This is a genomic window from Nonomuraea sp. KM90 (genome assembly GCF_052246675.1).
Classification (GTDB): domain Bacteria; phylum Actinomycetota; class Actinomycetes; order Streptosporangiales; family Streptosporangiaceae; genus Nonomuraea.
This window is the reverse complement of record NZ_JBQQCB010000043.1, coordinates 61,101-84,361: the sequence shown is the minus strand read 5'-3', so window position 1 is coordinate 84,361 and position 23,261 is coordinate 61,101. Positions and strand designations below refer to the sequence as shown.

Annotated in this window: 18 protein-coding genes and 2 pseudogenes; 13 read left to right on the top strand and 7 right to left on the bottom strand. The window is 71.1% G+C overall.

The genetic code is table 11. The annotated features are described in order from the left end of the window. Positions 1–601, bottom strand: a pseudogene (locus ACTWPW_RS33230) (histidine kinase); the annotation flags it as partial. Positions 602–710: 109 nt separating this feature from the next. On the opposite strand from ACTWPW_RS33230, the gene ACTWPW_RS33225 reads away from it, so the two are divergent. Further along, positions 711–2,060: a cation:dicarboxylate symporter family transporter gene (locus ACTWPW_RS33225; protein ID WP_443170916.1), complete on the top strand. Its 1,350-nt coding sequence runs from the start codon at positions 711–713 to the stop codon at positions 2,058–2,060. Positions 2,061–2,294: 234 nt separating this feature from the next. On the opposite strand, the gene ACTWPW_RS33220 is transcribed toward ACTWPW_RS33225, so the two are convergent. Together ACTWPW_RS33220 and ACTWPW_RS33215 are read right to left on the bottom strand one after the other, a co-directional pair. After that, positions 2,295–3,695, bottom strand: coding sequence for an ATP-binding protein (locus ACTWPW_RS33220; RefSeq protein WP_443170915.1), 1,401 nt, complete (start codon positions 3,693–3,695; stop codon positions 2,295–2,297). A gap of 75 nt (positions 3,696–3,770) precedes the next feature. After that, positions 3,771–5,264: a glycoside hydrolase family 13 protein gene (locus ACTWPW_RS33215; RefSeq protein ID WP_443170914.1), complete on the bottom strand. Its 1,494-nt coding sequence runs from the start codon at positions 5,262–5,264 to the stop codon at positions 3,771–3,773. Between the two features lie 295 nt (positions 5,265–5,559). Here ACTWPW_RS33215 and ACTWPW_RS33210 point away from each other — a divergent pair. The 7 genes and pseudogenes from ACTWPW_RS33210 (at position 5,560) to ACTWPW_RS33180 (ending at position 13,185) form a co-directional block, all read left to right on the top strand. Then, positions 5,560–6,831, top strand: a pseudogene (locus tag ACTWPW_RS33210) (sugar ABC transporter substrate-binding protein). Between the two features lie 4 nt (positions 6,832–6,835). Further along, a complete protein-coding gene (locus tag ACTWPW_RS33205) occupies positions 6,836–8,419 on the top strand; it encodes an ABC transporter permease subunit (RefSeq protein ID WP_443170913.1) in 1,584 nt (527 codons plus the stop codon). Positions 8,420–8,421: 2 nt separating this feature from the next. Next, positions 8,422–9,255 carry a sugar ABC transporter permease gene (locus tag ACTWPW_RS33200; protein ID WP_375116577.1) on the top strand — a complete coding sequence of 278 codons (834 nt, stop codon included), beginning with the start codon at positions 8,422–8,424 and terminating at the stop codon, positions 9,253–9,255. A 6-nt stretch (positions 9,256–9,261) separates the two neighbouring features. Beyond that, positions 9,262–11,043: a glycoside hydrolase family 13 protein gene (locus ACTWPW_RS33195; protein ID WP_375116512.1), complete on the top strand. Its 1,782-nt coding sequence runs from the start codon at positions 9,262–9,264 to the stop codon at positions 11,041–11,043. 81 nt (positions 11,044–11,124) lie between these two features. Beyond that, positions 11,125–12,363 (top strand): right-handed parallel beta-helix repeat-containing protein, encoded by a 1,239-nt coding sequence (locus ACTWPW_RS33190; RefSeq protein WP_375116511.1) that lies wholly within the window; start codon positions 11,125–11,127, stop codon positions 12,361–12,363. A gap of 21 nt (positions 12,364–12,384) precedes the next feature. Next, positions 12,385–12,696, top strand: coding sequence for a hypothetical protein (locus ACTWPW_RS33185; RefSeq protein WP_375116510.1), 312 nt, complete (start codon positions 12,385–12,387; stop codon positions 12,694–12,696). A gap of 93 nt (positions 12,697–12,789) precedes the next feature. Continuing rightward, positions 12,790–13,185: a VOC family protein gene (locus tag ACTWPW_RS33180; protein WP_443170912.1), complete on the top strand. Its 396-nt coding sequence runs from the start codon at positions 12,790–12,792 to the stop codon at positions 13,183–13,185. Here ACTWPW_RS33180 and ACTWPW_RS33175 read toward each other — a convergent pair. From ACTWPW_RS33175 to ACTWPW_RS33165, 3 genes are all read right to left on the bottom strand, one after another. Next, positions 13,172–13,870: an SDR family oxidoreductase gene (locus tag ACTWPW_RS33175; protein WP_375116508.1), complete on the bottom strand. Its 699-nt coding sequence runs from the start codon at positions 13,868–13,870 to the stop codon at positions 13,172–13,174. The two genes, ACTWPW_RS33180 and ACTWPW_RS33175, sit on opposite strands and share 14 nt — an antisense overlap. Further along, complete coding sequence (locus tag ACTWPW_RS33170) at positions 13,867–15,027, bottom strand: thiolase family protein (RefSeq protein ID WP_375116507.1); 1,161 nt, start codon at positions 15,025–15,027, stop codon at positions 13,867–13,869. Before ACTWPW_RS33170 ends, ACTWPW_RS33175 begins: the two co-directional genes overlap by 4 nt. A 68-nt stretch (positions 15,028–15,095) precedes the next feature. Further along, on the bottom strand, positions 15,096–15,659 hold the full coding sequence (locus ACTWPW_RS33165; RefSeq protein WP_375116506.1) for a TetR/AcrR family transcriptional regulator: 564 nt from the start codon (positions 15,657–15,659) through the stop codon (positions 15,096–15,098). 53 nt (positions 15,660–15,712) lie between these two features. On the opposite strand from ACTWPW_RS33165, the gene ACTWPW_RS33160 reads away from it, so the two are divergent. The 4 genes from ACTWPW_RS33160 to ACTWPW_RS33145 all read left to right on the top strand — a co-directional run bounded on the left by ACTWPW_RS33160 (position 15,713) and on the right by ACTWPW_RS33145 (position 21,392). Then, positions 15,713–18,832, top strand: coding sequence for a bifunctional cytochrome P450/NADPH--P450 reductase (locus tag ACTWPW_RS33160; RefSeq protein ID WP_443170911.1), 3,120 nt, complete (start codon positions 15,713–15,715; stop codon positions 18,830–18,832). 194 nt (positions 18,833–19,026) lie between these two features. After that, positions 19,027–19,641 (top strand): ACT domain-containing protein, encoded by a 615-nt coding sequence (locus ACTWPW_RS33155; protein ID WP_375116504.1) that lies wholly within the window; start codon positions 19,027–19,029, stop codon positions 19,639–19,641. A gap of 61 nt (positions 19,642–19,702) precedes the next feature. Then, the gene (locus ACTWPW_RS33150) at positions 19,703–20,215 is read left to right on the top strand and encodes a MaoC family dehydratase (protein ID WP_375116503.1); all 513 of its coding nucleotides are present in this window, start codon (positions 19,703–19,705) and stop codon (positions 20,213–20,215) included. A 13-nt stretch (positions 20,216–20,228) separates the two neighbouring features. After that, positions 20,229–21,392, top strand: a complete 1,164-nt coding sequence (locus ACTWPW_RS33145) for an acyl-CoA dehydrogenase family protein (protein WP_364112296.1) — start codon at positions 20,229–20,231, stop codon at positions 21,390–21,392. A 10-nt stretch (positions 21,393–21,402) separates the two neighbouring features. Here the strand turns inward: ACTWPW_RS33145 and ACTWPW_RS33140 are convergent, their stop codons facing one another. Continuing rightward, entirely contained in the window at positions 21,403–21,756 is a 354-nt protein-coding gene (locus tag ACTWPW_RS33140; protein WP_364112298.1) for an ArsR/SmtB family transcription factor, read from the bottom strand. 49 nt (positions 21,757–21,805) lie between these two features. Here ACTWPW_RS33140 and ACTWPW_RS33135 point away from each other — a divergent pair, with 49 nt between their 5' ends. After that, positions 21,806–22,951 carry a cation diffusion facilitator family transporter gene (locus ACTWPW_RS33135; protein WP_375116502.1) on the top strand — a complete coding sequence of 382 codons (1,146 nt, stop codon included), beginning with the start codon at positions 21,806–21,808 and terminating at the stop codon, positions 22,949–22,951. Positions 22,952–23,261: the final 310 nt, after the last annotated feature.

The window sequence follows — 23,261 nt, the reverse complement described above, 5'->3', positions numbered from 1 at the left end:
GGCCAAGGCCGTGCGTCTGGCGGCGCAGCCGGGCGGTGACCAGCCAGGTGCCCGCCGCGCCCAGGGACAGCGCGAGCGCGACGAGCAGCGCGCCCCAGGCGAGCTGGTCGCGCAACCTGCCGCTGATCCTGTCGATCGTGATGCCGGCGCTGACCAGCGCGCGCACCCGCCCGTCCGCCATGACCGGCGTGACCGCCCGCCTGGAGGCGCCGAGCGTGCCGGTGTAGGTCTCGGTGAACGTCTCACCCGCCAGGGCCCGCCCGGTGTGCCCGAGGAACCGCTTGCCGATCTCGGCCCGGTTCGGGTGGGTGTAGCGGGTGCCGTCGGGCTTCATGATGGTGACGAAGTCGACCCCGGTCGCCGTGCGCACGCGCTCCGCGTACGGCTGCAGCCGCGTGCTCGGATCCGCCTCGTCCAGGGCGTCCAGCACGTCCGGGGAGGCCGCCACGCTGACCGCGACGGCGCTCGCCGTGCGGCCCGCCTCCTCGGTGAGCAGCTCGCGGGCCTGCACCAGGGCGAGCGCCGCGCCGCCCGCCACGGTGACGGCGACCACGAGCAGTTGCAGGACGAGCATCTGCCCCGCCAGGCTCCAGCGCCGCATCTGACATCTCTTTCGTGAACGAAACTTACTCAATAGTGACCTGCATCACTGGTGAGCCGCATAGTCGCACATCAAGAAGGTCCCTCCCAAAAAGCCGGAGAACCCCCCTATGCGCGATCGCACTCGCTATCTCTACCTGGCCGTCATCGTGGCGGTCCTGCTCGGGATCCTGGTCGGCTTCATCTGGCCGGACGTGGGCAAGGAGCTCAAACCCCTCGGCACCGGTTTCGTCGCGCTGATCCAGATGGTGATCGGTCCCATCATCTTCTGCACGATCGTGCTCGGGATCGGCTCGGTGCGCCAGGCCGCCAAGGTCGGCAAGGTCGGCGGCCTCGCCCTCGGCTACTTCATCGTCATGTCCACAGTAGCGCTGGTCATCGGCCTGGTCGTGGGCAACCTCATCGACCCCGGCTCCGGGCTGCAGCTCACCGACACCGCCCGGCAGGCCGCCGAGGCGGAGGCGGCCAAGGGGGCGGACGCCAGCACGGTCGACTTCCTGCTCGGCATCATCCCCGAGACGGTCGTGTCGGCGCTGACCGACGGCTCCGTGCTGCAGGCGCTGCTGGTCGCGCTGCTGACCGGGTTCGCGCTGCAGGCCATGGGGCCCAAGGGCGCGCCGATCCTGCGCGGGGTGGAGCACTTCCAGCGGCTCGTGTTCCGCATCCTCGCCATGATCATGTGGGCGGCGCCGGTGGGCGCGTTCGGGGCGATCGCGGCCGTCGTGGGCGCCACCGGCATCGAGGCGCTCAAGAGCCTGGCCATCATCATGGTCGCCTTCTACGTGACGTGTCTGCTGTTCGTCGGCGTGGTGCTGGGCACGATCCTGTGGCTGGTCGCCCGGATCAACCTGTGGTCGCTGCTGCGCTACCTGGGCCGCGAGTTCCTGCTGATCCTGTCCACGTCGTCGTCGGAGACGGCCCTGCCCAGGCTCATCGCCAAGATGGAGCACCTGGGCGTGAGCAAGACCGTGGCGGGCATCACCGTGCCGACCGGCTACTCCTTCAACCTCGACGGCACCGCGATCTACCTGACCATGGCCACGCTGTTCATCGCCACCGCCACGGGGTCGCCGCTGGAGTTCGGGGAGCAGGTGGCGCTGCTGCTGTTCATGATGATCGCGTCCAAGGGCGCGGCGGGCGTGACCGGGGCGGGGCTGGCCACGCTGGCCGGCGGCCTGCAGGCGCACCGGCCCGAGCTGGTGGACGGCGTGGGCCTCATCGTGGGCATCGACCGGTTCATGTCCGAGGCCAGGGCACTGACGAACTTCGCCGGCAACGCCGTGGCCACCGTACTCGTCGGCACCTGGACCGGGGAGTTCGACCGGGAGCGGGCCGACCGCGTGCTGGCCGGGCAGGCGCCGTTCGACGAGGCCACGCTGCTGGACGACGACGACGCCGGGACCGGCGGGGACACGGGCGACGAACCGCGCGAACCCGCCAAGCAGATGTCCCCCGCCTGACGCCCCACGACCGCCGCCCGGCGTCCTGCCGGACGCCCCCACAACGGCCGCCCGGCGCCCTGCCTGACGGCCCCACGACCGGCTGCGACGGGCCTCCCCTGCCGGAGGCCCCATCGCGGCCGCTCCGGCTCTCCCCGCCGAGAGGCGGCCCGCTCCTCATCAGGACCCCAGCCGAAGTGCGGTGGGAGAGAGCCTGCGGGACGACGAAAGCGCCGGACTTCTGGAAAAGGCCGCTCAGACGGCCGGAAGGCGCAGGACGAACCTGGCGCCTCCCCTGAAGTCCTCCACGCAGATCTGGCCGCGGTGCGCCATCGCCACGTCCCGCGCGATGGCCAGCCCCAGCCCGGTGCCGCCGGCGTCGCGGCTGCGGGCGGCGTCCAGGCGGGTGAAGCGCTCGAAGATGCGCTCGCGGTCCTCCACGGCTATCTCCATGCCGTCGTTCTCCACCGCCAGCACCGCCGTGCCGCCGTCCCTGTGGCCGTCTCTGGGGGTGTCTCTGTGCCCGTCCCTGGGGCCCTCCCTGGGGACTTCCCGGGAGACCGTGACCCGGACCGTGTGCTCGGCGTGCCGCTGGGCGTTGTCCAGCAGGTTCGTCAGGACCCGGGCCAGCTGCAGGCGTACGCCCTCGACCACCACCCCCTCGGCCAGGTCCACGCGCACGGGGATCTTGTCGCTGCGTACCGCGAGCTCCTGGCGCACCAGGTCGGCCAGGTCGATGCGCTCCTTGGCCATGTCCACCCGGGAGCCGATCCTGGCCAGCAGCAGCAGGTCCGTGATGATCGCCTCCAGCCGGTCGGTGTCCCGCAGCGCGCTCTCGACCAGCGCCTCCATGTCGGTGTCGTCCGGGTAGAGCTGGGCGCTCTCCAGCTGGGCCCGCAGGCCGGCGATCGGGGTGCGCAGCTCGTGCGAGGCGTCGGAGGCGAACTGGCGCTGCTGCTGTGCGGAACGTTCCAGCCGGGCCAGCGTGCCGTTGACGGCGCGGGCGAGCTGGGCCACCTCGTCGTCGCCCGGCGGCTGCGAGACGCGGTGGCTGAGGTCGCCGGCGTGCACGGCGTCCAGCTCGGCGCGCATGGTCGCCACCGGTCTCAGCGCCCGGCCGGTGACCAGCCACGTCGCCCACGCGGCCAGCGCGATGAGCAGGGCCACCTCGGCGAGCACGATGACCTCGAGGGTCCGGCCGGCCAGCGCGTCGGGTGTGCTGCGGCCGGCGTAGACGATGGGGGAGTCGGAGTACATGGACACCCGCACCGCCGACAGGTGTACGCACTCGGTGGGCAGGCAGCTGGTGGTGTTGACCACCCGGTTCTCCGTGGTGGGGCGCACGTCGCTGAGCGGCGGCAGGTTCCTGGCCGCGTCACTGGTGGCCAGGAACCGCCCGTCGGGCCCGACGATCTGGATCAGGTCCACCGACGGGTCGGGCAGCGGGATGGAGGCGCCCATGGGCAGGGCGCCCCCGCGCATCTCGTACGCGATCCGCTCGGCGGTGTCCCTGGTGGCGTTGTAGACGCTGGCGGCGATCAGGGCCCGCGCGGTGAGGATGCCGCCGATGGCCACGGGGATCAGCACGAGGGCCGCTACAGCCGTCGCGATGAGGGTGACGCGTCCGCGCAGGGACCTGGCCCACCAGGGTGCCACTCCCCGAGGTTACCGAGCGTGATTGCTGCCATTTGTCGGGTATTTGCCGGGTAGAGGGAAAGATTCCGCCAATCGTCAGCGCTGCAGCCAGATTGTGGTGTCGGGCGGGAGGGTGCCGTCGGCCGCGAGCGGGCCGCTGGACAGCAGCACCTCGCCGGCCACGTCGAGCCGCACCGGCTCCTCACCGGTGTTCAGCACCACGACCAGCCCGGGGTCGCGCTCGATGGCCAGCACGTCCTTGGGGGAGTCGAGCCACGTCAGTGTGCCGCCGCCGAGCGCCGGGTGCCGCTTGCGCAGCTTCAGCGCGGCCCGGTAGAGGTTCAGCGTGGAGGCGGGGTCGTCCTCCTGGGCCTCGGCCGACAGCGCCGACCACTCGGCCGGGATCGGCAGCCACGGGTCGCGCCAGCCCAGGCCCTCGGCGGAGATCCACGGGAGCGGCACCCGGCAGCCGTCGCGGCTGTCGCCCCGCCGCCGGAACGCCGGGTCCTGGCGCAGCTCGTCGGGCAGGTCGAGCACCTCGGGCAGGCCGAGCTCCTCGCCGTTATAGAGGTAGGCAGAGCCGGGCAGGGCCAGCATGAGCAGGGTGGCCGCCCGGGCGCGGGCCAGGCCGCCGTGCCGGGTGACGTGGCGCGGCTTGTCGTGGTTGGACAGCACCCATGTGGTGGGCGCGCCGACCAGCTCGGCCTCCTTCAGGGACTTCTCGATCACGTTGCGGAACGACTTTGCGTGGAAGTCCGCCATCATGAACTCGAAGTTGAACGCCTGGTGCAGCTCGTCCGGGCCCACATAGCGGGCCAGGCGCTCGGGCGAGGACACCCACGCCTCGGCCACCGCCATCCGCCCGCCCGGGTAGGAGTCGAGGATCGGCCGCCACTCGCGGTAGATGTCGTGCACGCCGTCCTGGTCGAAGTAGGGCACCTGCTCGTCGCCCAGCATCTCGGCCTGGGGGCCGTCCTTCTGCCCCACGTCGGGCAGGCCCGCGGCCTTGATCATGCCGTGCGCCACGTCGATCCGGAAGCCGTCCACGCCCCGGTCGAGCCAGAAGCGCAGGATGTCGCGGAACTCGGCGCGCACCTCCGGGTTGTCCCAGTTGAGGTCCGGCTGCTCGGGGGCGAACAGGTGCAGGTACCACTGCCCGTCCTCGACCTGCGTCCACGCCGGGCCGCCGAAGATCGACTCCCAGTCGTTGGGCCGGTCGCGGAAGACGTAACGGTCACGCAGGCCGGCCTTGAACCAGGGGTGCTGGTCGGAGGAGTGGTTCGGCACCAGGTCCACGATGACCCTGATGCCCTTGGCGTGCGCGTCGGCGACGAGCGCGTCGAAGTCTGCGAGCGAGCCGAACATCGGGTCCACGTCCCGGTAGTCGGCCACGTCGTAGCCGCCGTCGGCCATGGGGGAGGTGTAGAAGGGGCTCAGCCAGATGGCGTCCACGCCCAGCTCGGACAGATAGTCCAGGCGCTCGCGCACGCCTGCGAGGTCGCCGACGCCGTCGCCGTTGGCGTCGGCGAAGCTTCGCGGGTAGACCTGGTACACAACGGCGTCGCGCCACCAGTCGTCGTTGCCGAGCATGGTTGTCCTTCCCCCGGATGACCCGAGATGTCGGGTGATGTTCTGTGAAGGATGTCGCGATCGCCCGCCCATGGTCAAGTGCAAGTTTCGGAAAGTTGCAGATCTCCTCCGCAGCCGCCGGGACGGGTTGCCCGCCAGGTCAGGCAGGCTGGGCAGGATCTGGATCAGGTAACGCTCTTTCGCAAGTTCTTCCAATTCTTGCAAAGAGCCGCTAACGTCCCGGAAACGTTCAAGCTTTCCTCTGACGGCGGCGCGTGTCGCGCCGCCGTTCCTCCGTGACCTCAGGAGGTCCCCCATGCGCATGCGGGCTCTGGGTGTGGCAGCCCTCGCCACCCTCGCGTTCGCCGCGACGGCGTGCGGCAGTTCCCAGTCGGCGGCACCGGCGGCACCCAGTGCGTCAGCCTCCGCCCCCACCGCGGCGGCCGGCGGCGGCACGCTCGTGATCTGGGCGGACCCCAGCCGGGTGCAGCCGCTCAAACCCTTCGCGGACCGGTTCGGCACCGAGAACGGCGTGACCGTGGAGGTGAAGGAGATCAGCAAGGACAACCAGATGACCTTCCTGACCGCCTCCCAGCAGGGCAGCGGGCCGGACATCATGATCGGCGCGCACGACTGGATCGGCAACCTGGTGCAGAGCGGCGCCATCGACCCGGTCACCCTGACCGAGGAGCAGAAGGCGGCCTTCTCCCCGAAGGCGATCCAGGCGGTGACGTTCAACGGCCAGATCTACGGGGCCCCGTACGCGGTCGAGAACATCGCCCTGATCCGCAACACCGAGCTCGCCCCCGACGCGCCCGCCACGATCGAGGACATGATCGAGAAGGGCACGGAGCTCAAGAAGGACGGCAAGGTCAAGGAGGTGCTCTGCATCCCCGTCGGCCAGAAGGGCGACGCCTTCCACGTCTACCCGATCTTCGCCTCCGGCGGCGGCGCCCTGTTCGGCGCCACGGCCACCGGCGACCCCGACCCCAAGCAGGTGCGGCTCGGCTCGCCGGAGTCGGTCAAGGCGTTCTAGAAGCTCAAGGCGCTCGGCGAGAAGGGCGACGGCGCCCTGCGCACCTCGCTGACCAACGAGAACTACATCGTCAACTTCGCCGGCGGCAAGTGCGCCTACCTCGTCTCCGGCCCGTGGGCGATCAGCGAGGTCAAGAAGGGCGGCATCACGTACGACATCACGGCCGTGCCGTCGTTCAAGGACGGCGAGCCCGCCACCCCCTTCGTCGGCGTGCAGAGCTTCTTCGTCGCCTCCAAGGGCAAGAACAAGGCCCTGGCCCAGGAGTTCGTCGCCAACTACGTGACCGACAAGGACGTCGCCAAGGCGCTCTACGACGCCGACCCGCGGCCCCCGGCGCTGACCGCCGACCTCCAGGAGGTCCAGGCGAGCGACCCGGACGCGGCCAAGTTCATGGACGCCGGCAAGGACGGCATGCCGATGCCCGCCATCCCCGAGATGGCCGCCATCTGGGAGCCGTTCGGCATCGCGGAGACGGCCGTGGTCAAGGGCGGCGACGCGGCCAAGGCCGCCGCGGCGGCGCAGAAGGCCATCGACGGCTCGCTCAAGAACTGACGTCATGGCTCTGGACGTGCGTGAGGCACCCAGAGAGGGCGCGGGGCCGGCCGAGCCGGCTCCGCGGCCCCGCCGGGAGATCACCACGGCGTTCGTGGTGAGCAGGATCGTGGTGCTGGCCATCGCCGCCGCGATCCTGCTCTACGCCGTGCCGCCGCTGGTCGCCGCCGGGTCGTGGGTCTCGCTGGGGCTGCTGTGCGCGGTGGGCGCGCTCATCGCCTACCTCTACCTGACCCGGCGTTTCATCCCCGCCAAGTACCTCGTTCCCGGCACCGTCTTCCTGCTCGCCTTCCAGGTGTTCCCCGTCGTCTACACGGTGACCACCGCGTTCACGAACTTCGGCGACGGGCACCGCGGTGACAAGGCCGCCGCGATCACCGCCATCGAGACCGGCTCGGTCCGGCAGGCGCCCGGCTCGCCCGAGTACTCCCTGACCGTGGCGCTGCGCGGCGAGGAGCTGGTGTTCCTGCTGGTGGACCCGGCGACCGAGCAGGTTTCGCTGGGGACCGCCGACGGGCTCTCGCGGCTGGACGGAGCGCAGGTCGGCGTCACGGGCAAGGTGCTGAGCGCGCCCGGGCTGACCGTGCTCAAGGCGCCCCAGGCGGCCGCCCGCGGGCCGGAGGTCTCCGCGCTGGCCGTCCCGACCGGCGACGGCCTGATCAAGGCGAACGGGCTCAGCCGGGCCGTCGAGGGCAAGGCCGCCCTGGTGTACGACGCCGGCTGCGACTGCGTACGCGGCGAGGGCGGCACCTGGACGGCCGACGAGGGGCAGGGCTACTTCGTCAACGCCGAGGGCGAGCACCTGGCACAGGGCTGGCAGGTCAACGTCGGCCTGGACAACTTCTCCCGCGTGCTGACAAATCCCACTATTTCGGGATACTTCGCGGGGGTGCTGGGCTGGAACATCTTCTTCGCCCTGGTCTCCGTGCTCGGCACGTTCGGGCTCGGCATGTCGGTGGCCCTGGCGCTGCACCATCCGCGCATGCGCGGCACCCGGTTCTACCGGATCGCGCTGATCCTGCCGTACGCGATGCCCGCCTTCGCCATGCTGCTGGTCTGGCGCGACATGTTCAACCGCGACTTCGGCCTGATCAACCAGCTGCTCGGCGCCAACATCGACTGGCTCGGCGAGCTGGGCACCGCCCGGTTCGGGGTCATCCTGGTCAACCTGTGGCTCGGCTTCCCGTACATGTTCCTGGTCACCACCGGCGCGCTGCAGGCCATCCCGCGCGAGCTGACCGAGGCGGCCGCCATCGACGGGGCCACGCCGTGGCGGGCGTTCCGCCGGGTGACGCTGCCGCTGCTGCTCGTCGCCCTCACGCCGCTGCTGATCTCGTCGTTCGCCTACAACTTCAACAACTTCAACGCCATCGCGCTCACCACCGACGGTGGCCCCTTCCCCGCCGAGAACCCGCAGGTGGGCGGCACCGACCTGCTCATCACCTACACGTTCAGGCTGGCGTTCGGGGCGGGCGGCGCGCAGTTCGGCTTCGCGGCGGCGATCTCGGTGTTCATCTTCACCATCGTGGCCGTCATCTCGGCCGTGGCGTTCCGGCGCACCCGCAGGCAGGAGGAGATCTACGCGTGAAGATGACGCTACGGCACGCCTACGTGCTCATCGTGTGCGCGTTCGCGGTGTTCCCGATCCTGTTCGTGCTCTCCGCCGCGATCAACCCGATGGGCACGCTGGCCTCCACGGACCTGCTGCCCACCGGCGCGAGCCTGAACAACTTCGCCAACCTGCTGACCTCCGACACCTACCCGTTCGCCCGCTGGTTCTTCAACTCGGTCTTCATCGCCCTGGTGTCGTCGTTCGCCAGCCTGCTGCTGTCGATGCTGGCCGCGTACGCCTTCAGCCGCATGCGCTTCGCCGGGCGGCGCGTCGGCCTGCTGGCGCTGCTGCTCATCCAGATGTTCCCGCAGTTCCTCGCCATCGTGACGATCTTCATGATCTTCACCGAGGTGACCGAGCTCTACCCGGCCTTCGGCTTCAACACCGTCTGGGGGCTCCTGCTGCTCTACCTCGGCGGCGCGCTCGGCGTGAACACCTGGCTGATGAAGGGGTTCCTCGACACGGTGCCCAAGGAGCTGGACGAGGCCGCCACCGTGGACGGCGCCACGCACGCCCAGATCTTCTGGCGCGTCATCATGCCGCTGGTCACGCCCATCCTCGCGGTCACCGCGCTGCTGGCGTTCATCGGCACGATGAGCGAGTTCCTCATGGCCAACGTGTTCCTGCGCGACCCGGAGAGCAAGACGCTCGCCGTCGGCATGTACGGCATGATCGCCGGCGACCACCGCAACGCGAACTTCGGCATGTTCGCCGCGGCCACGCTGATCACCGCCGTTCCCACGGTCGGTGTGTTCCTGTGGTTGCAGAAGTACATCGTCTCCGGGCTCACCGCCGGAGCTGTCAAGGGATAGGTGCAGATGCGCTATCTGGGGGAGCCGCATCACGACGGCTCAGCTCTGTATGTCTCCGACCAGCGGCCCGAGCTCGGCTCGCGGGTGACGGTCTGGCTGCGGGCGCCGCTGGCCGCGGGGGTCACCGGCGTGCACGTGCGCGCGGTGCACGACGGGGAGCCGCGCTACTTCGAGGCGTCCCCGGACCCCTCGCGCCGGGACGCGGGCGGGTACGGCCGCACCGACGTCTGGTGGCGGGCCGAGATCACCGCGGTCAACCCCGTCACCCCGTACCGCTTCCTGCTGCGCACCGGGAGCGGGCACTCCTGGCTGACCGCGGCCGGGCTGTTCGGCCACGACCTCACCGACGCCGGCGACTTCCGCCTGGTCTGCCACCAGGCGCCGCCGTCGTGGATGCCGGACGCGATCGTCTACCAGATCTTTCCCGACCGCTTCGACCGCTCCGGGCCCATGCCCGACGTGCCCGACTGGGCGATGCCGCGCGACTGGGACCGCGACCCGGTGATCGCCACCGGCCCCGGCACCTCGCAGCAGTTCTACGGCGGCGACCTCGACGGCATCGTGCGGCGGCTGGACCACGTCCAGAGCCTCGGCGTCGACACCGTCTACCTGACGCCGTTCTTCCCCGCCCGCTCCAACCACCGCTACGACGCCTCGAACTTCGAGCACGTGGATCCGCTGCTCGGCGGCGACGACGCCCTGCACCGCCTGTCCGGCGCGCTGCGCGACCGGGGCATGCGGCTGCTCGGCGACATCACCACCAACCACTGCGGCGACGCGCACGAATGGTTCACCGCGGCCGTCTCCGACGTGAACGCCCCCGAGCGCGAGATGTTCTACTTCGACCCCGAGACCGGCGACTACGAGTCCTGGTGGGGGTTCAAGACGCTGCCCAAGCTCAACTGGGGCAGCGAGCTGGTGCGCTCCAGCATGACGGCGGTGCTGAAGAAGTGGCTCGGCCCGCTGGACGGCTGGCGGGTGGACGTGGCCAACATGACCGGCAGGCGCGGGGGCGACGACTACGCCCACGAGGTCGCCGCCCTGCTGCGGGCCCAGCTCGGCCCCGAGGCCGCCTTCATCGCCGAGCACAACCACGACGCCACCCGCGACCTCGACCGCGACGGCTGGCACGGCACCATGAACTACGGCGGCTTCACCCGGCCCGTCTGGGCCTGGCTGCGCGACCCCGGCCTGGACCTGGAGCACTTCCTCGGCGCCCCGGGCGGCGTGCCGGAGCGCGACGGCCGGGCCACGCTGGCCGCGTTCCGGTCGTTCGCCTCGCAGATGTCGTGGCGCTCGCTCGTGCACTCCTGGCAGCTCCTCGACTCGCACGACTCGCCCCGCATCCGCACGGTGACCGGCTCGCGCGAGCGCCACCTGCTCGCGCTCGGCCTGCAGGCCACGCTGCCGGGCACGCCCATGGTCTTCGCCGGCAGCGAGTTCGGCCTGACCGGCGTGAACGGCGAGCACTCCCGCACCCCGATGCCCTGGAACCGGCCGCACGACCAGGACCTGGAGACGCTGGCCGGCTACCGGGAGCTGTTCGGGCTGCGCCGGGCCGAGCCCGCCCTGCGGCACGGCGGCCTGCGCTGGCTGCACGCCGACGCCGACTGCCTGGTCTTCGCGCGCGAGACGTACGAGGAGTCACTCCTGGTGTGCGCGCGCCGCGCGCCGGGCGAGCCGCTCGCCCTCGGCACGCACGCGACCGGCCTGTACAACGCGCCGGACGGTGACGTCATCCCCGGCGAAGGACCTTCGCTACGTGTGTGGCGCCTCACGCGTCGATGACGCTACGGTTGCCTCTGCTGATTCTCCGTGTCCCCAACTAGATAGTGGTGTGCTCGCATGAGGTTGCTCTCCGTAGCCGTTATGGCCTCGCTCCTGCCTGCCGTACCGTCCGCGGCCGCAGCCCAGACGAGCGCACAGGCGGGCACCACCTACTACGTCGACTCCAGGTCGGGCGACGACGCGGCGGCCGGCACCAGCGCGGCCGCCGCGTGGAAGTCGCTGGCCAACGTCAACGCCGCCGAGCTCAAGCCGGGCGACACCGTCTCCTTCAAGCGGGGCAGCTCCTTCACCGGGCCGCTCACGCTGGAGGCCAACGGCACCGCCGCCCGGCCCATCGTCGTCCGGGCCTACGGCAGCGGCGCGCTCGCCAGGATCAGCGGCGGCGAGGCCGACTGCGTGGTCGTCAAGGGCAACCACTGGCGCATCAGCGGCCTGCGCGCCTCCGGCTGCCGCTGGTCCGGCTTCGAGGTCGGCGGCGACTCCAACGAGCTGGCCGGCGTGCAGGCCGACCGCAACATCGCCGGCGTGTACGTCACGCCGTCCGGCTCGCGCAACACCATCCGCGACAGCGTCCTGACCGACAACAACCGGATGAGCGTCAACGACGACGGCGGCGACAACGACTCCGGCGCGTTCGGCGTGCTCCTCAACGGCGACGACAACGTGGTGACCGGCAACACCATCACCGGCAGCTTCGCCAAGAGCGAGGACTACGGCACCGACGGCGCCGCCGTGGAGATCTTCAACGGCGACCGCAACCGGGTCACCCACAACACCTCCCGGAACAACGAGACGTTCACCGAGCTCGGCGCCCAGAAGGGCAAGACCGCGACCGGCAACCTCTTCGCCTTCAACGTCGTCACCTCCTCGCGCAGCCGCGGCTCCTTCCTCATCACCCGCGGCCCGCGCCACATCGTCGGCCCGGTCAAGGGCACGGTCGCCGTGCACAACTCGGTCTATCTGCCGGCCGCGGACACCATCGGCTGGTCCTGCCACGACGGGTGCTCGCCGTCGATCCTGAAGCTGCGCAACAACGTGATCCTGGTGGGCGGGGAGGCGGGCTGGGAGGACGGCGCGGGCGCCGACGAGGCCGGCAGCGTGTACAAGGGCCGCACGGCCAGGTTCAAGCTCGGGCCCAAGTCGGTCATGGCCGACCCGAAGTTCGTCTCCCGTACGGACCTGCGCCTGCGCCCCGGCTCCCCGGCGCTGGGCCGCGGCGTGTCCCTCACCGCCAGGTGGTACGGCGGCAAGGCCTTCGCCAAGGACCTCGCGGGCAAGCCCCTGACCGGTTCCCCGGACGCCGGGGCGTACCAGCGCTGAGACGTGTCTAGAGTGGTCAGCGTGGTTCCAGAGGTTCCTGAAGATCTTCGCCGGCCGCTGGTGCGGCAGCTCGCCGAGTCCGACGCCCCCCGCCACTACTGGCACATGGGCGACGACGACGGGCGCGCCTGGCTGTTCGAGAGCGTCGAGGGCGACGGCGAGCACTGGGCCGTCCGGCAGGTCGAGGTGGGCGCCGACCGCGCCGCCCGCCGCTACTGGTGGCGGCACCTGCACGACGAGCAGGGCTTCCTCACCGACCAGCCGCTGGAGATCTGGGAGCTGACCGAGATCACCCCGGTGGCGTTCGAGGCCGTCTGGGAGGCGGCGGGCTGAGACGATCCGCCGGGAGAGCCGGTCGAATCCGGGGCCGCCTGTTCGACGCTTTGGTGACAGACCAGCACAGAGCATCGGAAAGGAAGGGACCCAGTGGACTGGAAGCTCGAGGTGGTGTCGATCCCGGTGGCCGACGTGGAGAAGGCGAAGCAGTTCTACAGCGAGCGGCTCGGGTTCGTGGTCGACCACGACACCCGGATCAGCCCCGGCACGCGGATCGTGCAGCTCACCCCGCGCGGGTCGGCCTGCTCGATCGTGATCGGCGCGCCCGCCGGGGGTGCCGTGCGGGGGCTGCAGCTCGTGGTGCCCGACATCGACGCCGCGCGGGCCGAGCTGGCCGGGCGCGGCGTCGAGGTCAGCGACGTCAAGCACTACGAGAAGGACGGCACCCTGGCCGACGGCAAGGGCAGCCGGTGGAACTCGTTCGTGTTCTTCAACGATCTCGACGGCAACGGATGGGTGCTGCAGGAACGCCCTAGCGGGGAGTGAGCGCGGGGTAGAGGAGCTCGAGGCCGCCCGACAGGGCGGCCTTGACGTTCTGGCTGACGCCGTCGGCCAGGACCTCGTACGCGCCCTGCTCCAGGCCGTCGAGCGCCTGCGCGACCACCTCGGCCGGGCTGACCTTGGGGTCGGTGACGCCGGCGGCCATGTCGGTGTCGATGTAGCCGGCGTGCACGCCGAGCACGTGGGTGCCCTGCTCGCGCAGCTCCACCCGCAGCGCGTTCGTCAGCGACCAGGCCGCCGCCTTGGCCGCCGAGTACGTGCGCAGGTGCGGGAACGTCACCCACGACAGCACCGACAGCACGTTCACCAGGGCCCCGCCACCGTTGCGGGCCAGCACGGGCGCGAAGGCGTCGCTCATGGCGAGCGTGCCGAAGTAGTTGACCTCCATCTCCGCGCGGGCCGATTCCTGGCCGGGGCCGTACGGCAGGAGGACGCCCGCGTTGTTGATCAGGAGGTCCACGTCGGTGCAGCGCCCGGCTGCGGCCGTCACGGCGGCCGGGTCGGTGATGTCGAGCGCGATGGGCGTCAGGTCCGGGTCGGTGACGGTGTCCGGGTTCCTGGCGGCGGCGTAGACGGTGCGGGCGCCGCGCTCCAGGAGGGCGCGGGCGAAGACGGCGCCGAGGCCGCGGTTCGCGCCGGTGACGAGGGCGGTGCTGCCGGAGATCTTCATGAGGTGTGCTCCAGGATGAGGGCGTTGGCCAGGCCGCCCGCCTCGCACATGGTCTGCAGTGCGTAGCGGGCGCCGTGCTCGCGCATGGCGTGGACGAGGGTGGTGGTGATGCGGGCGCCGCTGGCGCCCAGGGGATGGCCGAGGGCGATGGCGCCGCCCTTGACGTTGATCTTGGCGGGGTCGGCGCCGGTCTCCTGCTGCCAGGCCAGTACGACGCTGGCGAACGCCTCGTTGACCTCGAACAGGTCGATGTCGGCCAGCCGGAGCCCGGCGCGGCGCAGGACCTTCTCCGTGGCCGGGATCACGCCGGTGAGCATGAGGACCGGGTCGGAGCCCGTGACGGCGAAGGTGTGCAGCCGGGCCAGCGGTTTCAGGCCGAGGCGGGCCGCCGTCTCCGAGGTGGTGATGAGCACCGCCGCGGCCCCGTCGTTGATCGGGCTGGAGTTGCCCGCCGTGACGGACCAGGAGATCTGCGGGAACCGCTCGGCGTAGCCGGGGTCGGCGAAGGCGGGCCGGAGCCCGGCGAGGATCTCCCCGGTGGTGGACGGCCGTACCGACTCGTCGTGGTCGAGGCCCGCCACGGGTGCGAGCTCGTCGGCGAAGGACGCGGCGGCGGCCTTGGCGTGCGAGTGCGCGGAGAACGCGTCGAGCTGCTCGCGGCCGAGTGACCACTTGGCGGCGATCAGCTCGGCGCTGATGCCCTGCGGCACCAGGCCCTCCGGGTAGCGGGCGGCCACGGCGGGGCCGAACGGGTCGGCTCCGGCGGGCACGTTCGACCACATGGGCACGCGGCTCATTGACTCCACGCCACATGCCACGACCAGGTCGTACGCGCCGGACAGGACTCCCTGGGCGGCGAAGTGCACGGCCTGCTGGGACGAGCCGCACTGCCGGTCGACGGTGACCGCGGGCACCGAGTCCGGCAGGCCGGCCGCCAGCCAGGCGTAGCGGGTGGTGTTCATGGCCTGCTCGCCCACCTGGTCGACGCAGCCGCCGATCACGTCGTCCACCAGGGACGGGTCGATCCCGCTGCGCTCGACCAGCGCGCTCAGGGCGTGGGCGAGCAGGTCGACCGGGTGGACCCCGGACAGGGCCCCGCCGGGCTTGCCCTTGCCGATCGGGGTGCGTACGGCCTCCACGATGACGGCGTCACGCATCGCGGCCCCTCCTTGTCAGTTGGAAAACCGAACCCACTCTAGGTGAGTTGGATTTTCCAACGCAACACTTAGCTGGAGAAACCCGCCAATCCATGGATGATCAGCCGGATGGCCGTGTCGAAGTCGCGGCTGATCTCGTCCGGGTCGTCCGGCAGGTGGCCGCGCGTCTCGGCGACGACGAAGCCCGTCACGAACGCGTGCAGCACGTCGCTCGTGCGCCGCAGCTCCGACTCCGGCACCCCCGCCAGCCGCAGGATGCGATAGAGCGCCTGCCAGATCGACATCTGCCGGTCCGCGACGGCCTCCGGATGGTTCTGCAGGTAGGTCCACAGGCTCTGGTGCTCCCGCGCGTGCCGGTAGTAGGCCAGGGCCAGCTCCCTGAGCTGCTCCTGCCAGGGCGAGCCGTCGTCCGGCGGCAGCTGGACGTGGTGGGCCGCCGTGGCGCAGATCAGGCCGATCAGCGCCTCCTTGCTCGCCACGTGGTGATAGAGCGACATCGGGTTGACGTTCAGCTCGGCCGCCAGCTTGCGCATGGACAGCCCCTCCATGCCGCCCTCGTCTATCAGGCGCAATGCCACGGAGCTGATCTCTTCGAGAGTCAGGGGTGCGCCCCTGCGCGCGCTCACTGCCATACACCGTATGGTAGCGTCAGCCATACGGTGTATGGCTATGGAAGGGAGCACTCATGGCGCGGATCCCCGCCCCGCAAGGTCTGCCGATCGTGGGCAACACGCTGCAGATCCCGTCGCACTCGCCGGTGGAGCACTTCGTGAAGGTGGCCGCAGAGCACGAGGAGGGCATCTTCCAGCTGGAGATCGCCGGGCGCCGGGTCGTGCTGGCGTACGACCCGGACCTGGTCGTCCAGCTGTGCGACGAGAGCCGGTTCGTCAAGCGGATCAACCCGCCGCTGTCGATCGTGCGCGACTTCGGCGGCGACGGCCTGTTCACGGCCGAGCTGCACGAGCCGGTGTGGGGCCAGGCGCATCGCATCCTGATGCCGGCCTTCAGCCAGCGCTCGATGAAGGCCTACTATCCCCAGATGCTCGAGGTCGCCGAGCAGCTCGTCGAGTCGTGGGCAGGTCGCCAGGGGGAGGACCTGCCCGTCGCCGACGACATGACCCGGCTGACGCTCGACACGATCTCGCTCACCGGGTTCGGCTACCGGTTCCACTCGTTCGACTCGCCCGAGCTGCACCCGTTCCTGAAGGCCATGGGCGGCGCGCTGACCGAGGCCATGCTGCGCAACCAGCAGCTGCCGTTCGTCACCCGGCTCAAGAAGAAGCACGAGGAGACCTACCGGCGCGACATCGCCACCATGCAGGCGCTCGTCGACGACGTGATCAGGCAGCGCCGGGCCGAGGGCGGCGGGGGCGCCAAGGACCTGCTGGGGCTCATGCTGGAGGCGTCCGACCCGCGGAGCGGCGCCCGCCTGTCCGACGAGAACATCCGCAACCAGGTCCTCACGTTCCTGATCGCCGGCCACGAGACCACCAGCGGCCTGCTCGCCTTCGCCCTGTACAACCTGCTGCGCGAGCCGCACACCCTGGCCCGCGCGTACGACGAGGTGGACCGGCTGCTGCCGGGCGACGAGCCGCCCACGTACGAGACGATCATGAAGCTCGACGTCATCCCCCGCATCCTGGAGGAGACGCTGCGGGTCTGGTCGCCGATCCCCGTCTTCGCCGTGAGCGCCGTCCAGGACACCATGCTCGGCGACTACCTCATCCCGCGTGACCAGGGCGTCGGCGTGCTGCTGCCGCCGCTGCACCGCAGCGCCAAGGCGTGGGAGCGGCCCGACGAGTTCGACATCGACCGCTGGCTGCCCGAGCACAAGAAGCACCACCACCCCGGCGCGTACAAGCCGTTCGGCAACGGCGAGCGGGCCTGCATCGGCCGCCAGTTCGCCCTCACCGAGGCCCGGCTCGCGCTGGCGATGATCCTGCGGCGCTTCGCGCTGTCCGACCCCGGCGCCTACCGGATGAAGATCAAGCAGACGCTCACCCTCAAGCCGGACGGGTTCACGCTCCGGGTCCGCGAGCGGCGCGCGCACGAGCGCGCCGTCGTGGCCGAGCAGCGGGCGCAGGAGAGCGAGCAGCAGGACATCGCCGTGACGGGCGTGCCGCTCACCGTCGCGTACGGCTCCAACCTCGGCACCAGCGCCGACCTGGCCGAGCGGCTGGCCGAGCGGGCCGGGCGGGCCGGGTTCGCCACCACGCTGACCACGCTGGACGAGCTGACGCCGCCCGCCGAGGGCCTGCTCGTCGTGGTCGCCTCCTCCTACAACGGCAAGGCCCCCGACAACGCCCAGCGCTTCGACGCCCTGGAGTCCCTGCCCGACCTGTCCGGAGTGCGGCTGGCCGTGCTGGGCTGCGGCAACACGCAGTGGCCGACGTACCAGGACTTCCCCCGGCGCGCGTTCGAGAAGCTGACCGCCGCCGGGGCCGTGCCGCTGGTCGAGCGCGGCGAGGCCGACACCGACGGCGACTTCGACGGCGACGTGTCGGCCTGGACCGCCCGGCTGTGGGCGGCGCTGGCCGCGGAGTACAGCGCGGCCACGGATCTGGGGGCGGGCGCCGGGCCGCGCTACGCCATGGAGGTGCTCACCGAGGCCGAGGTCAGGCCCTCGGTGGTCTCCGAACGGGCCGTCCCGCTGACCGTCGTCTCCAACGAGGAGCTCACCGGCGACCCCGAGGGGCTCTGGGACTTCTCGGTCGAGGCGCCGCGCCCCGGCGTGCGCTCCATCGTGGCCCGGCTGCCCGAGGGCGTGACGTACTCGGCCGGCGACCACGTGGCCGTCTTCGCCAAGAACGACCCCGAGCTGGTGGAGTGGGCGCTGCGCTGCCTGCGCGTCCCGCGCGAGCAGGTCGTGCGCCTGCGCACCGCCGGCGCGACCCACCTGCCCGTGGACACGCCGGTCACGGCCGGGCTGCTGCTGACCGAGTTCGCCGAGCTGCAGGAGGTGGCCACCAGGTCCGACCTGCGGGCGCTGGCGGACCACACCGCCTGCCCGTGGACCACGGGCCAGCTCGCCGAGCTGACCGAGAGCTACGCCGACGAGATCCTCGCCAAGCGCGTCTCCCCGCTGGCCCTGCTGGAGCGCTTCCCGGCGATCGAGCTGCCGCTGCCGGTGTTCCTGGAGCTGGCCGGGCCGATCAAGCCGCGCTACTACTCCGTGTCCTCCTCGCCGCTGGCCGACCCCGCCCTGGTACGCCTCACGGTCGGCCTCGTCGAGGGCCCCGCCTGGTCCGGCACCGGCACCTACCAGGGCATGTGCTCGGCCTACCTGGCGGGGCTGAAGGAGGGCGAGGTGTTCTACGGCTACGTCCGGGTGCCCGCGCCGCCGTTCCGCCTGCCGGACGACCCGGCCACGCCGGTGATCCTGGTGGGCCCCGGCACGGGGTTCGCGCCGCTGCGCGGCTTCCTGGAGGAGCGCGCGCTGACCGGGGCCACCGGGCGGGCCGAGGTGTTCACCGGGTGCCGCCACCCCGAGCACGATCTGCTCTACGCCGCCGAGCTGGCCGCCTGGGACGAGGCCGAGGGGGTGACGGTGCACCGCGCGTACTCGGCCGTGGCGGGGCACCCGTACCGGTTCGTCCAGGACGCGGTCGCCGCCCGCGCGGACGAGGTGTGGGAGCTGCTCTCGCAGGGCGCCCACGTCTACGTCTGCGGCGACGGCCTGCGGATGGCGCCCGCCGTGCGGCAGGCCCTGCTGGACATCCACCGCGACAGGACCGGTGCGGACGGGGCCGCCTGGCTGGCCGGGCTGGAGGCGGTGGGCCGCTACCAGCAGGACGTGTTCGCCTAGCGGCAGGTAATGAGGGAATTGTCAGAAATTGGCAGCAACAACACGATGACCTGCGGAAACCCCAACTCCCTTTTATCGACAATCCGGACTTAACACTGCATCCTGGGATATAACCGCAGCATGTGCGACATATCCGTGGAACATGCTGGAAACCTTTCCACGGCACTGTGAGAGCCTCTGGAAAGGGGGCGGCAATGCTGCTGCGACTGAGGGTGTCGTTGCCCGACCGGCCGGGCGGTCTCGGGCAGGTCGCGAAGGCGCTGGGTGCGCTGGGAGCGGACATCCTGCAGGTCACCGTGCTCGAGCGGGAGGCCGGTCGGGCCGTGGACGACTTCACGGTGTCCTGGCCGGGCCCGGTGACCGCCGCCGAGGCGCGCGAGCGGCTGTCCGCCATGCCTGGCGTACGCGTTGAAGGGGTTTGGCCCACCAAGGAGGTGCCCGGCTCGGCCCTCGACTACGACCTGCTCATGCACGTGGCCGCCGAGCCCGCCAGGGGCTTCGCCACGCTGGTGGACGCGCTGCCGGGGCTGTGCGGCGCGGAGTGGTCGGTGGCGGTGGTCGACGGGGCGGTGCGGCACGCCTCGCTGGCCGCCCCCAGCGAGTTCGAGCTGCCCGAGCCGCCTCCCCGGGCCATCACGATGGACGCCAAGGAGCTGCGGCTGATGTTGCTGCCGGTGGTCGCGGCCGGGCTGCACCTGGTGGTCGCCCGCGCCGAGGGGCCGGTCTTCCACCGCGCCGAGGTCGAGCGCGCCGCCCGCATCGTGGACGTGGTCTCGAAGATGGCCGCCCGGTCGTACGTGGCTGATTGACCGAACAATCATCTGGTCACTAACGTGAGCGGTCTGATCGTTGTCAACAGGAGCAGAGCCCTTGACCGTTCACGAGCCCGCCATCGGCCGCTACTACGAGGACTTCACCGTCGGGGACGTCTACCAGCATCCCATGGGCCGCACGATCAGCGAGGCCGACAACACCTGGTTCACGCTCCTGACCATGAACACGAACCAGAACCACTTCAACGCCCACCTCGCCGCCAGGTCCCCCACCGGCAAGATCATCGTGAACTCCGGGCTGACCGTGGCGATCGTGCTCGGCATCTCCGTCATCGACGTGAGCCAGACGGCGATCGTGAACCTCGGCTGGGAGGACATCAAGCTCACCCACCCGGTGTTCGTGGGCGACACCCTCTACGCCGAGTCGAAGGTGACCGCGAAACGCGAGTCGAAGTCGCGCCCGTACGCGGGGATCGTCACCTGCTACACGCGCGGGCTCAACCAGGACGGTGACGAGATCATGTCCTGGACGCGGACCGTCATGGTCTACAAGCGCCACGCCCCGCACGACAAGGGCTACTTCCCCCAGGCCAGGACCGGCCCGCTCTGAGGAATTGAGGCACATGGACTTCGAGCTGACCGACGAGCAGAAGGCCTTCCGCGAGACCCTGCGCGCGTTCGTGGAGAAGGAGATCCTGCCGGTGGCCACCGAGTGGGAGCACTCCGGCCGCTATCCCACCGAGATCGTCGACAAGATGAAGCAGATGGGGCTGTTCGGCCTGTCCGTGCCGGAGGAGTACGGCGGCATGGAGGCCGACATGGTCTCGTTCGCGCTGGTCTTCGAGGAGATCGCGCGGGGCTGGATGGGCGTGGCGGGCACCATCGGGTCCCACTCGCTGGCCTGCTGGATGATCGCCCGCCACGGCACCGAGGAGCAGAAGCGGCTGCACCTCGCCGACCTGGCCAGCGGCGCGCGCCGCACCGCGATCGCGCTGACCGAGCCCGGCGCGGGCACCGACCTGCAGGGCATCCAGACCCGGGCGGTACGCGACGGCGACCACTACGTCGTGACCGGCACCAAGACGTGGATCACCAACGCCCGGCACGCCGACCCGCTGCCGGTGCTGGTCAAGACCTCCATCGCCGAGCCGGCGCACAAGGGCATGTCGGTGCTGCTCGTGGACCCGTCGTCGGCGGGCTTCAGCGTCAGCCGCGACCTGCCCAAGCTCGGCTACAAGGGCACCGAGACGTGCGAGGTGGTGCTCGACGAGGTGCGCGTGCCGGTGTCCGGCCTGCTCGGCGGCGTCGAGGGGCGCGGCATGCAGCAGGTGCTCGGCGGGCTGGAGATGGGGCGGATCAACATCGCCGCCCGCGCCGTCGGCGTCGCCCAGGCCGCGTACGACGCCGCGCTGAACTACTCGCGCGAGCGCACGGCCTTCGGGCAGCCGATCGCCGAGTTCCAGGCCATCCAGCTCAAGCTCGCCGACCTGGCCACGGAGATCCAGGCCGCCCGGCTGCTCACGTACTGGGCCGCGTCCCAGGCCGACGGGGGCAAGCGGGTCGACATGGAGGCGGGGATGGCGAAGTACTTCGCCTCGGAGGTGGCGCTGAAGGCGTCGCTGGAGGCGATGCGGATCCACGGCGGGTACGGCTACTCGCAGGAGTTCGTGGTCGAGCGGCTCTACCGGGACGCGCCGCTGATGGCGATCGGCGAGGGCACCAACGACGTCCAGCGCATGGTGATCGCCCGCGCGCTCATCTCGGGCAAGGGCAAGGTGGGCTGGTAACCTCCCCGGATCAGTCGTGCCGGGGCAGGCCCGACACCTCGTGGTCGGCGTGGAACAGGGCTTCCGCGATCAGCGCCCGTACGTGGGAGTCCCTGGCCCGGTAGAGCACCCGGCGGCCGTCCCGGCGGGTGTTCACCAGTCCGGCCAGCCTGAGCTTGGCCAGGTGCTGGGACACCGACGGGCGGGGCACGCCGATGGCCCCGGCAAGTGAGTTCACATCGCGTTCCCCGGACGACAGAAGCCACATCAGGCGGAGACGGGTGCCGTCGCTGAGCATCCTGAACGCCTCGATGGCCGCGTCCACCTGGGCGGGGGTGGGTTCTTGCGACGGTTCCGCACCTGAGGTGTTGTCGCGTGCGTACATGACTACATATCCTGGTCAAAAGGGACGAATTGCGCAAGCGAGGGATGCCATGTCTGACCAGCGCGACCCGGCTTCGACACCGCACCAGCACGATCATGGGGACGAGCACGGTCATGGGCACGGTCATGGCCACGGTCATGGCCACGGTCATGGGCACGGTCATGAGACCGGCCACGGCCACGGGCACGGTGAGGAGCGGGGCCGGGGGATCAAGGCGGTGCTGGGCCGGGTCGTCCACGCGCTCGCCCCCCACAGCCACGACACCTCGGACAAGACCGACTCCGCCCTGGAGAGCAGCAGCCGCGGCATGCGCGTGCTGGGCATCTCGTTCGCCGTCCTCATGGTCACCGCCGCCGTCCAGGCGGTCATCGTCGTGGCCTCGGGCTCCGTCGCGCTGCTCGGCGACACCCTGCACAACCTGGCCGACGCGCTCACCGCCGTGCCGCTGGCCATCGCGTTCTCGCTCGGCCGCCGCGCCGCCACCCGCCGCTTCACCTACGGGTACGGCCGGGCCGAGGACCTGGCGGGCATCGTGATCGTCGCGCTCATCACCGCCTCGGCCGCGCTGGCCGGGTACGAGGCCGTCCGGAGGCTGCTGGATCCCCAGGAGATCACGGCACTGGGCTGGGTGGCCGTGGCGGCGCTGATCGGGTTCGCGGGGAACGAGTGGGTGGCCCGCTACCGGATCAAGGTGGGCAAGGAGATCGGCTCGGCCGCCCTGGTGGCCGACGGCCTGCACGCCAGGACGGACGGCTTCACCTCGCTGGCCGTCCTGCTGGGCGCGGGGGGCGCCGCGCTCGGCTTCCCGATCGCCGACCCGATCGTCGGGCTGCTGATCACGGTCGCCATCTGCTTCGTGCTGCGCGACGCCGCCCGCGAGATCTACCACCGGCTCATGGACGCCGTGGACCCCGCCCTGGTGGACGACGCCGAACGCATCCTGGCCGGGGTCGACGGGGTGCGGCAGGTGGGATCCGTACGGCTGCGGTGGATCGGGCACGCGCTGCATGCCGAGGTGGAGATCCTCGTCGATCACGACATGTCGGTCGTGGCGGCGCACAAGGTGGCGGTGGAGGCGGAGCACCGGCTCATCCACGAGCTGCCCCGGCTGCGGGCCGCCACCGTCCACACGGACCCGCACGGCCCGGCCGGCGCCGACCACCACGCCTCCCTGACCGCCCACCGCACCCGCTGACCCTCCCCTCCGCCCACCGACGTCTCATCCGCCCGTCTCATCCGCCCGTCTCATCCCCCCGGCCCATTTCGGCTGCCCTGACCAGCCGCCCTGACCGGCTGCCCTGACCGGCCGCCCTGACCGGCTGCCCTGACCGGCTGCCCTGACCGGCCGCCCTGACCGGCCGCCCTGACCGATCGCGTTCCGGTCCCGCGCCGCACGCCGCACGTCCTCGCCGCCGTGCCGCGCCCTCCTGACGGACTGCCGCAACCCCGCGGGAGGTGGGGCCCGAAAGGCGCCAACCCCCGCATCACCCCCTGCGGAACGGGTA

Bases quoted from the DNA above. Each gene is read 5' to 3' on its own strand.
- ACTWPW_RS33145 (WP_364112296.1), top strand. From the start codon at position 20,229: ATGGACTTCGAGCTGACCGACGAGCAGAAGGCCTTCCGCGAGACCCTG.
- ACTWPW_RS33160 (WP_443170911.1), top strand. From the start codon at position 15,713: ATGGCGCGGATCCCCGCCCCGCAAGGTCTGCCGATCGTGGGCAACACG.
- ACTWPW_RS33215 (WP_443170914.1), bottom strand. From the start codon at position 5,264: ATGCTCGGCAACGACGACTGGTGGCGCGACGCCGTTGTGTACCAGGTC.
- ACTWPW_RS33225 (WP_443170916.1), top strand. From the start codon at position 711: ATGCGCGATCGCACTCGCTATCTCTACCTGGCCGTCATCGTGGCGGTC.
- ACTWPW_RS33190 (WP_375116511.1), top strand. From the start codon at position 11,125: ATGGCCTCGCTCCTGCCTGCCGTACCGTCCGCGGCCGCAGCCCAGACG.
- ACTWPW_RS33140 (WP_364112298.1), bottom strand. From the start codon at position 21,756: ATGTACGCACGCGACAACACCTCAGGTGCGGAACCGTCGCAAGAACCC.
- ACTWPW_RS33175 (WP_375116508.1), bottom strand. From the start codon at position 13,870: ATGAAGATCTCCGGCAGCACCGCCCTCGTCACCGGCGCGAACCGCGGC.
- ACTWPW_RS33170 (WP_375116507.1), bottom strand. From the start codon at position 15,027: ATGCGTGACGCCGTCATCGTGGAGGCCGTACGCACCCCGATCGGCAAG.
- ACTWPW_RS33165 (WP_375116506.1), bottom strand. From the start codon at position 15,659: ATGGCAGTGAGCGCGCGCAGGGGCGCACCCCTGACTCTCGAAGAGATC.
- ACTWPW_RS33205 (WP_443170913.1), top strand. From the start codon at position 6,836: ATGGCTCTGGACGTGCGTGAGGCACCCAGAGAGGGCGCGGGGCCGGCC.
- ACTWPW_RS33195 (WP_375116512.1), top strand. From the start codon at position 9,262: ATGCGCTATCTGGGGGAGCCGCATCACGACGGCTCAGCTCTGTATGTC.
- ACTWPW_RS33135 (WP_375116502.1), top strand. From the start codon at position 21,806: ATGTCTGACCAGCGCGACCCGGCTTCGACACCGCACCAGCACGATCAT.
- ACTWPW_RS33200 (WP_375116577.1), top strand. From the start codon at position 8,422: ATGACGCTACGGCACGCCTACGTGCTCATCGTGTGCGCGTTCGCGGTG.
- ACTWPW_RS33155 (WP_375116504.1), top strand. From the start codon at position 19,027: ATGCTGCTGCGACTGAGGGTGTCGTTGCCCGACCGGCCGGGCGGTCTC.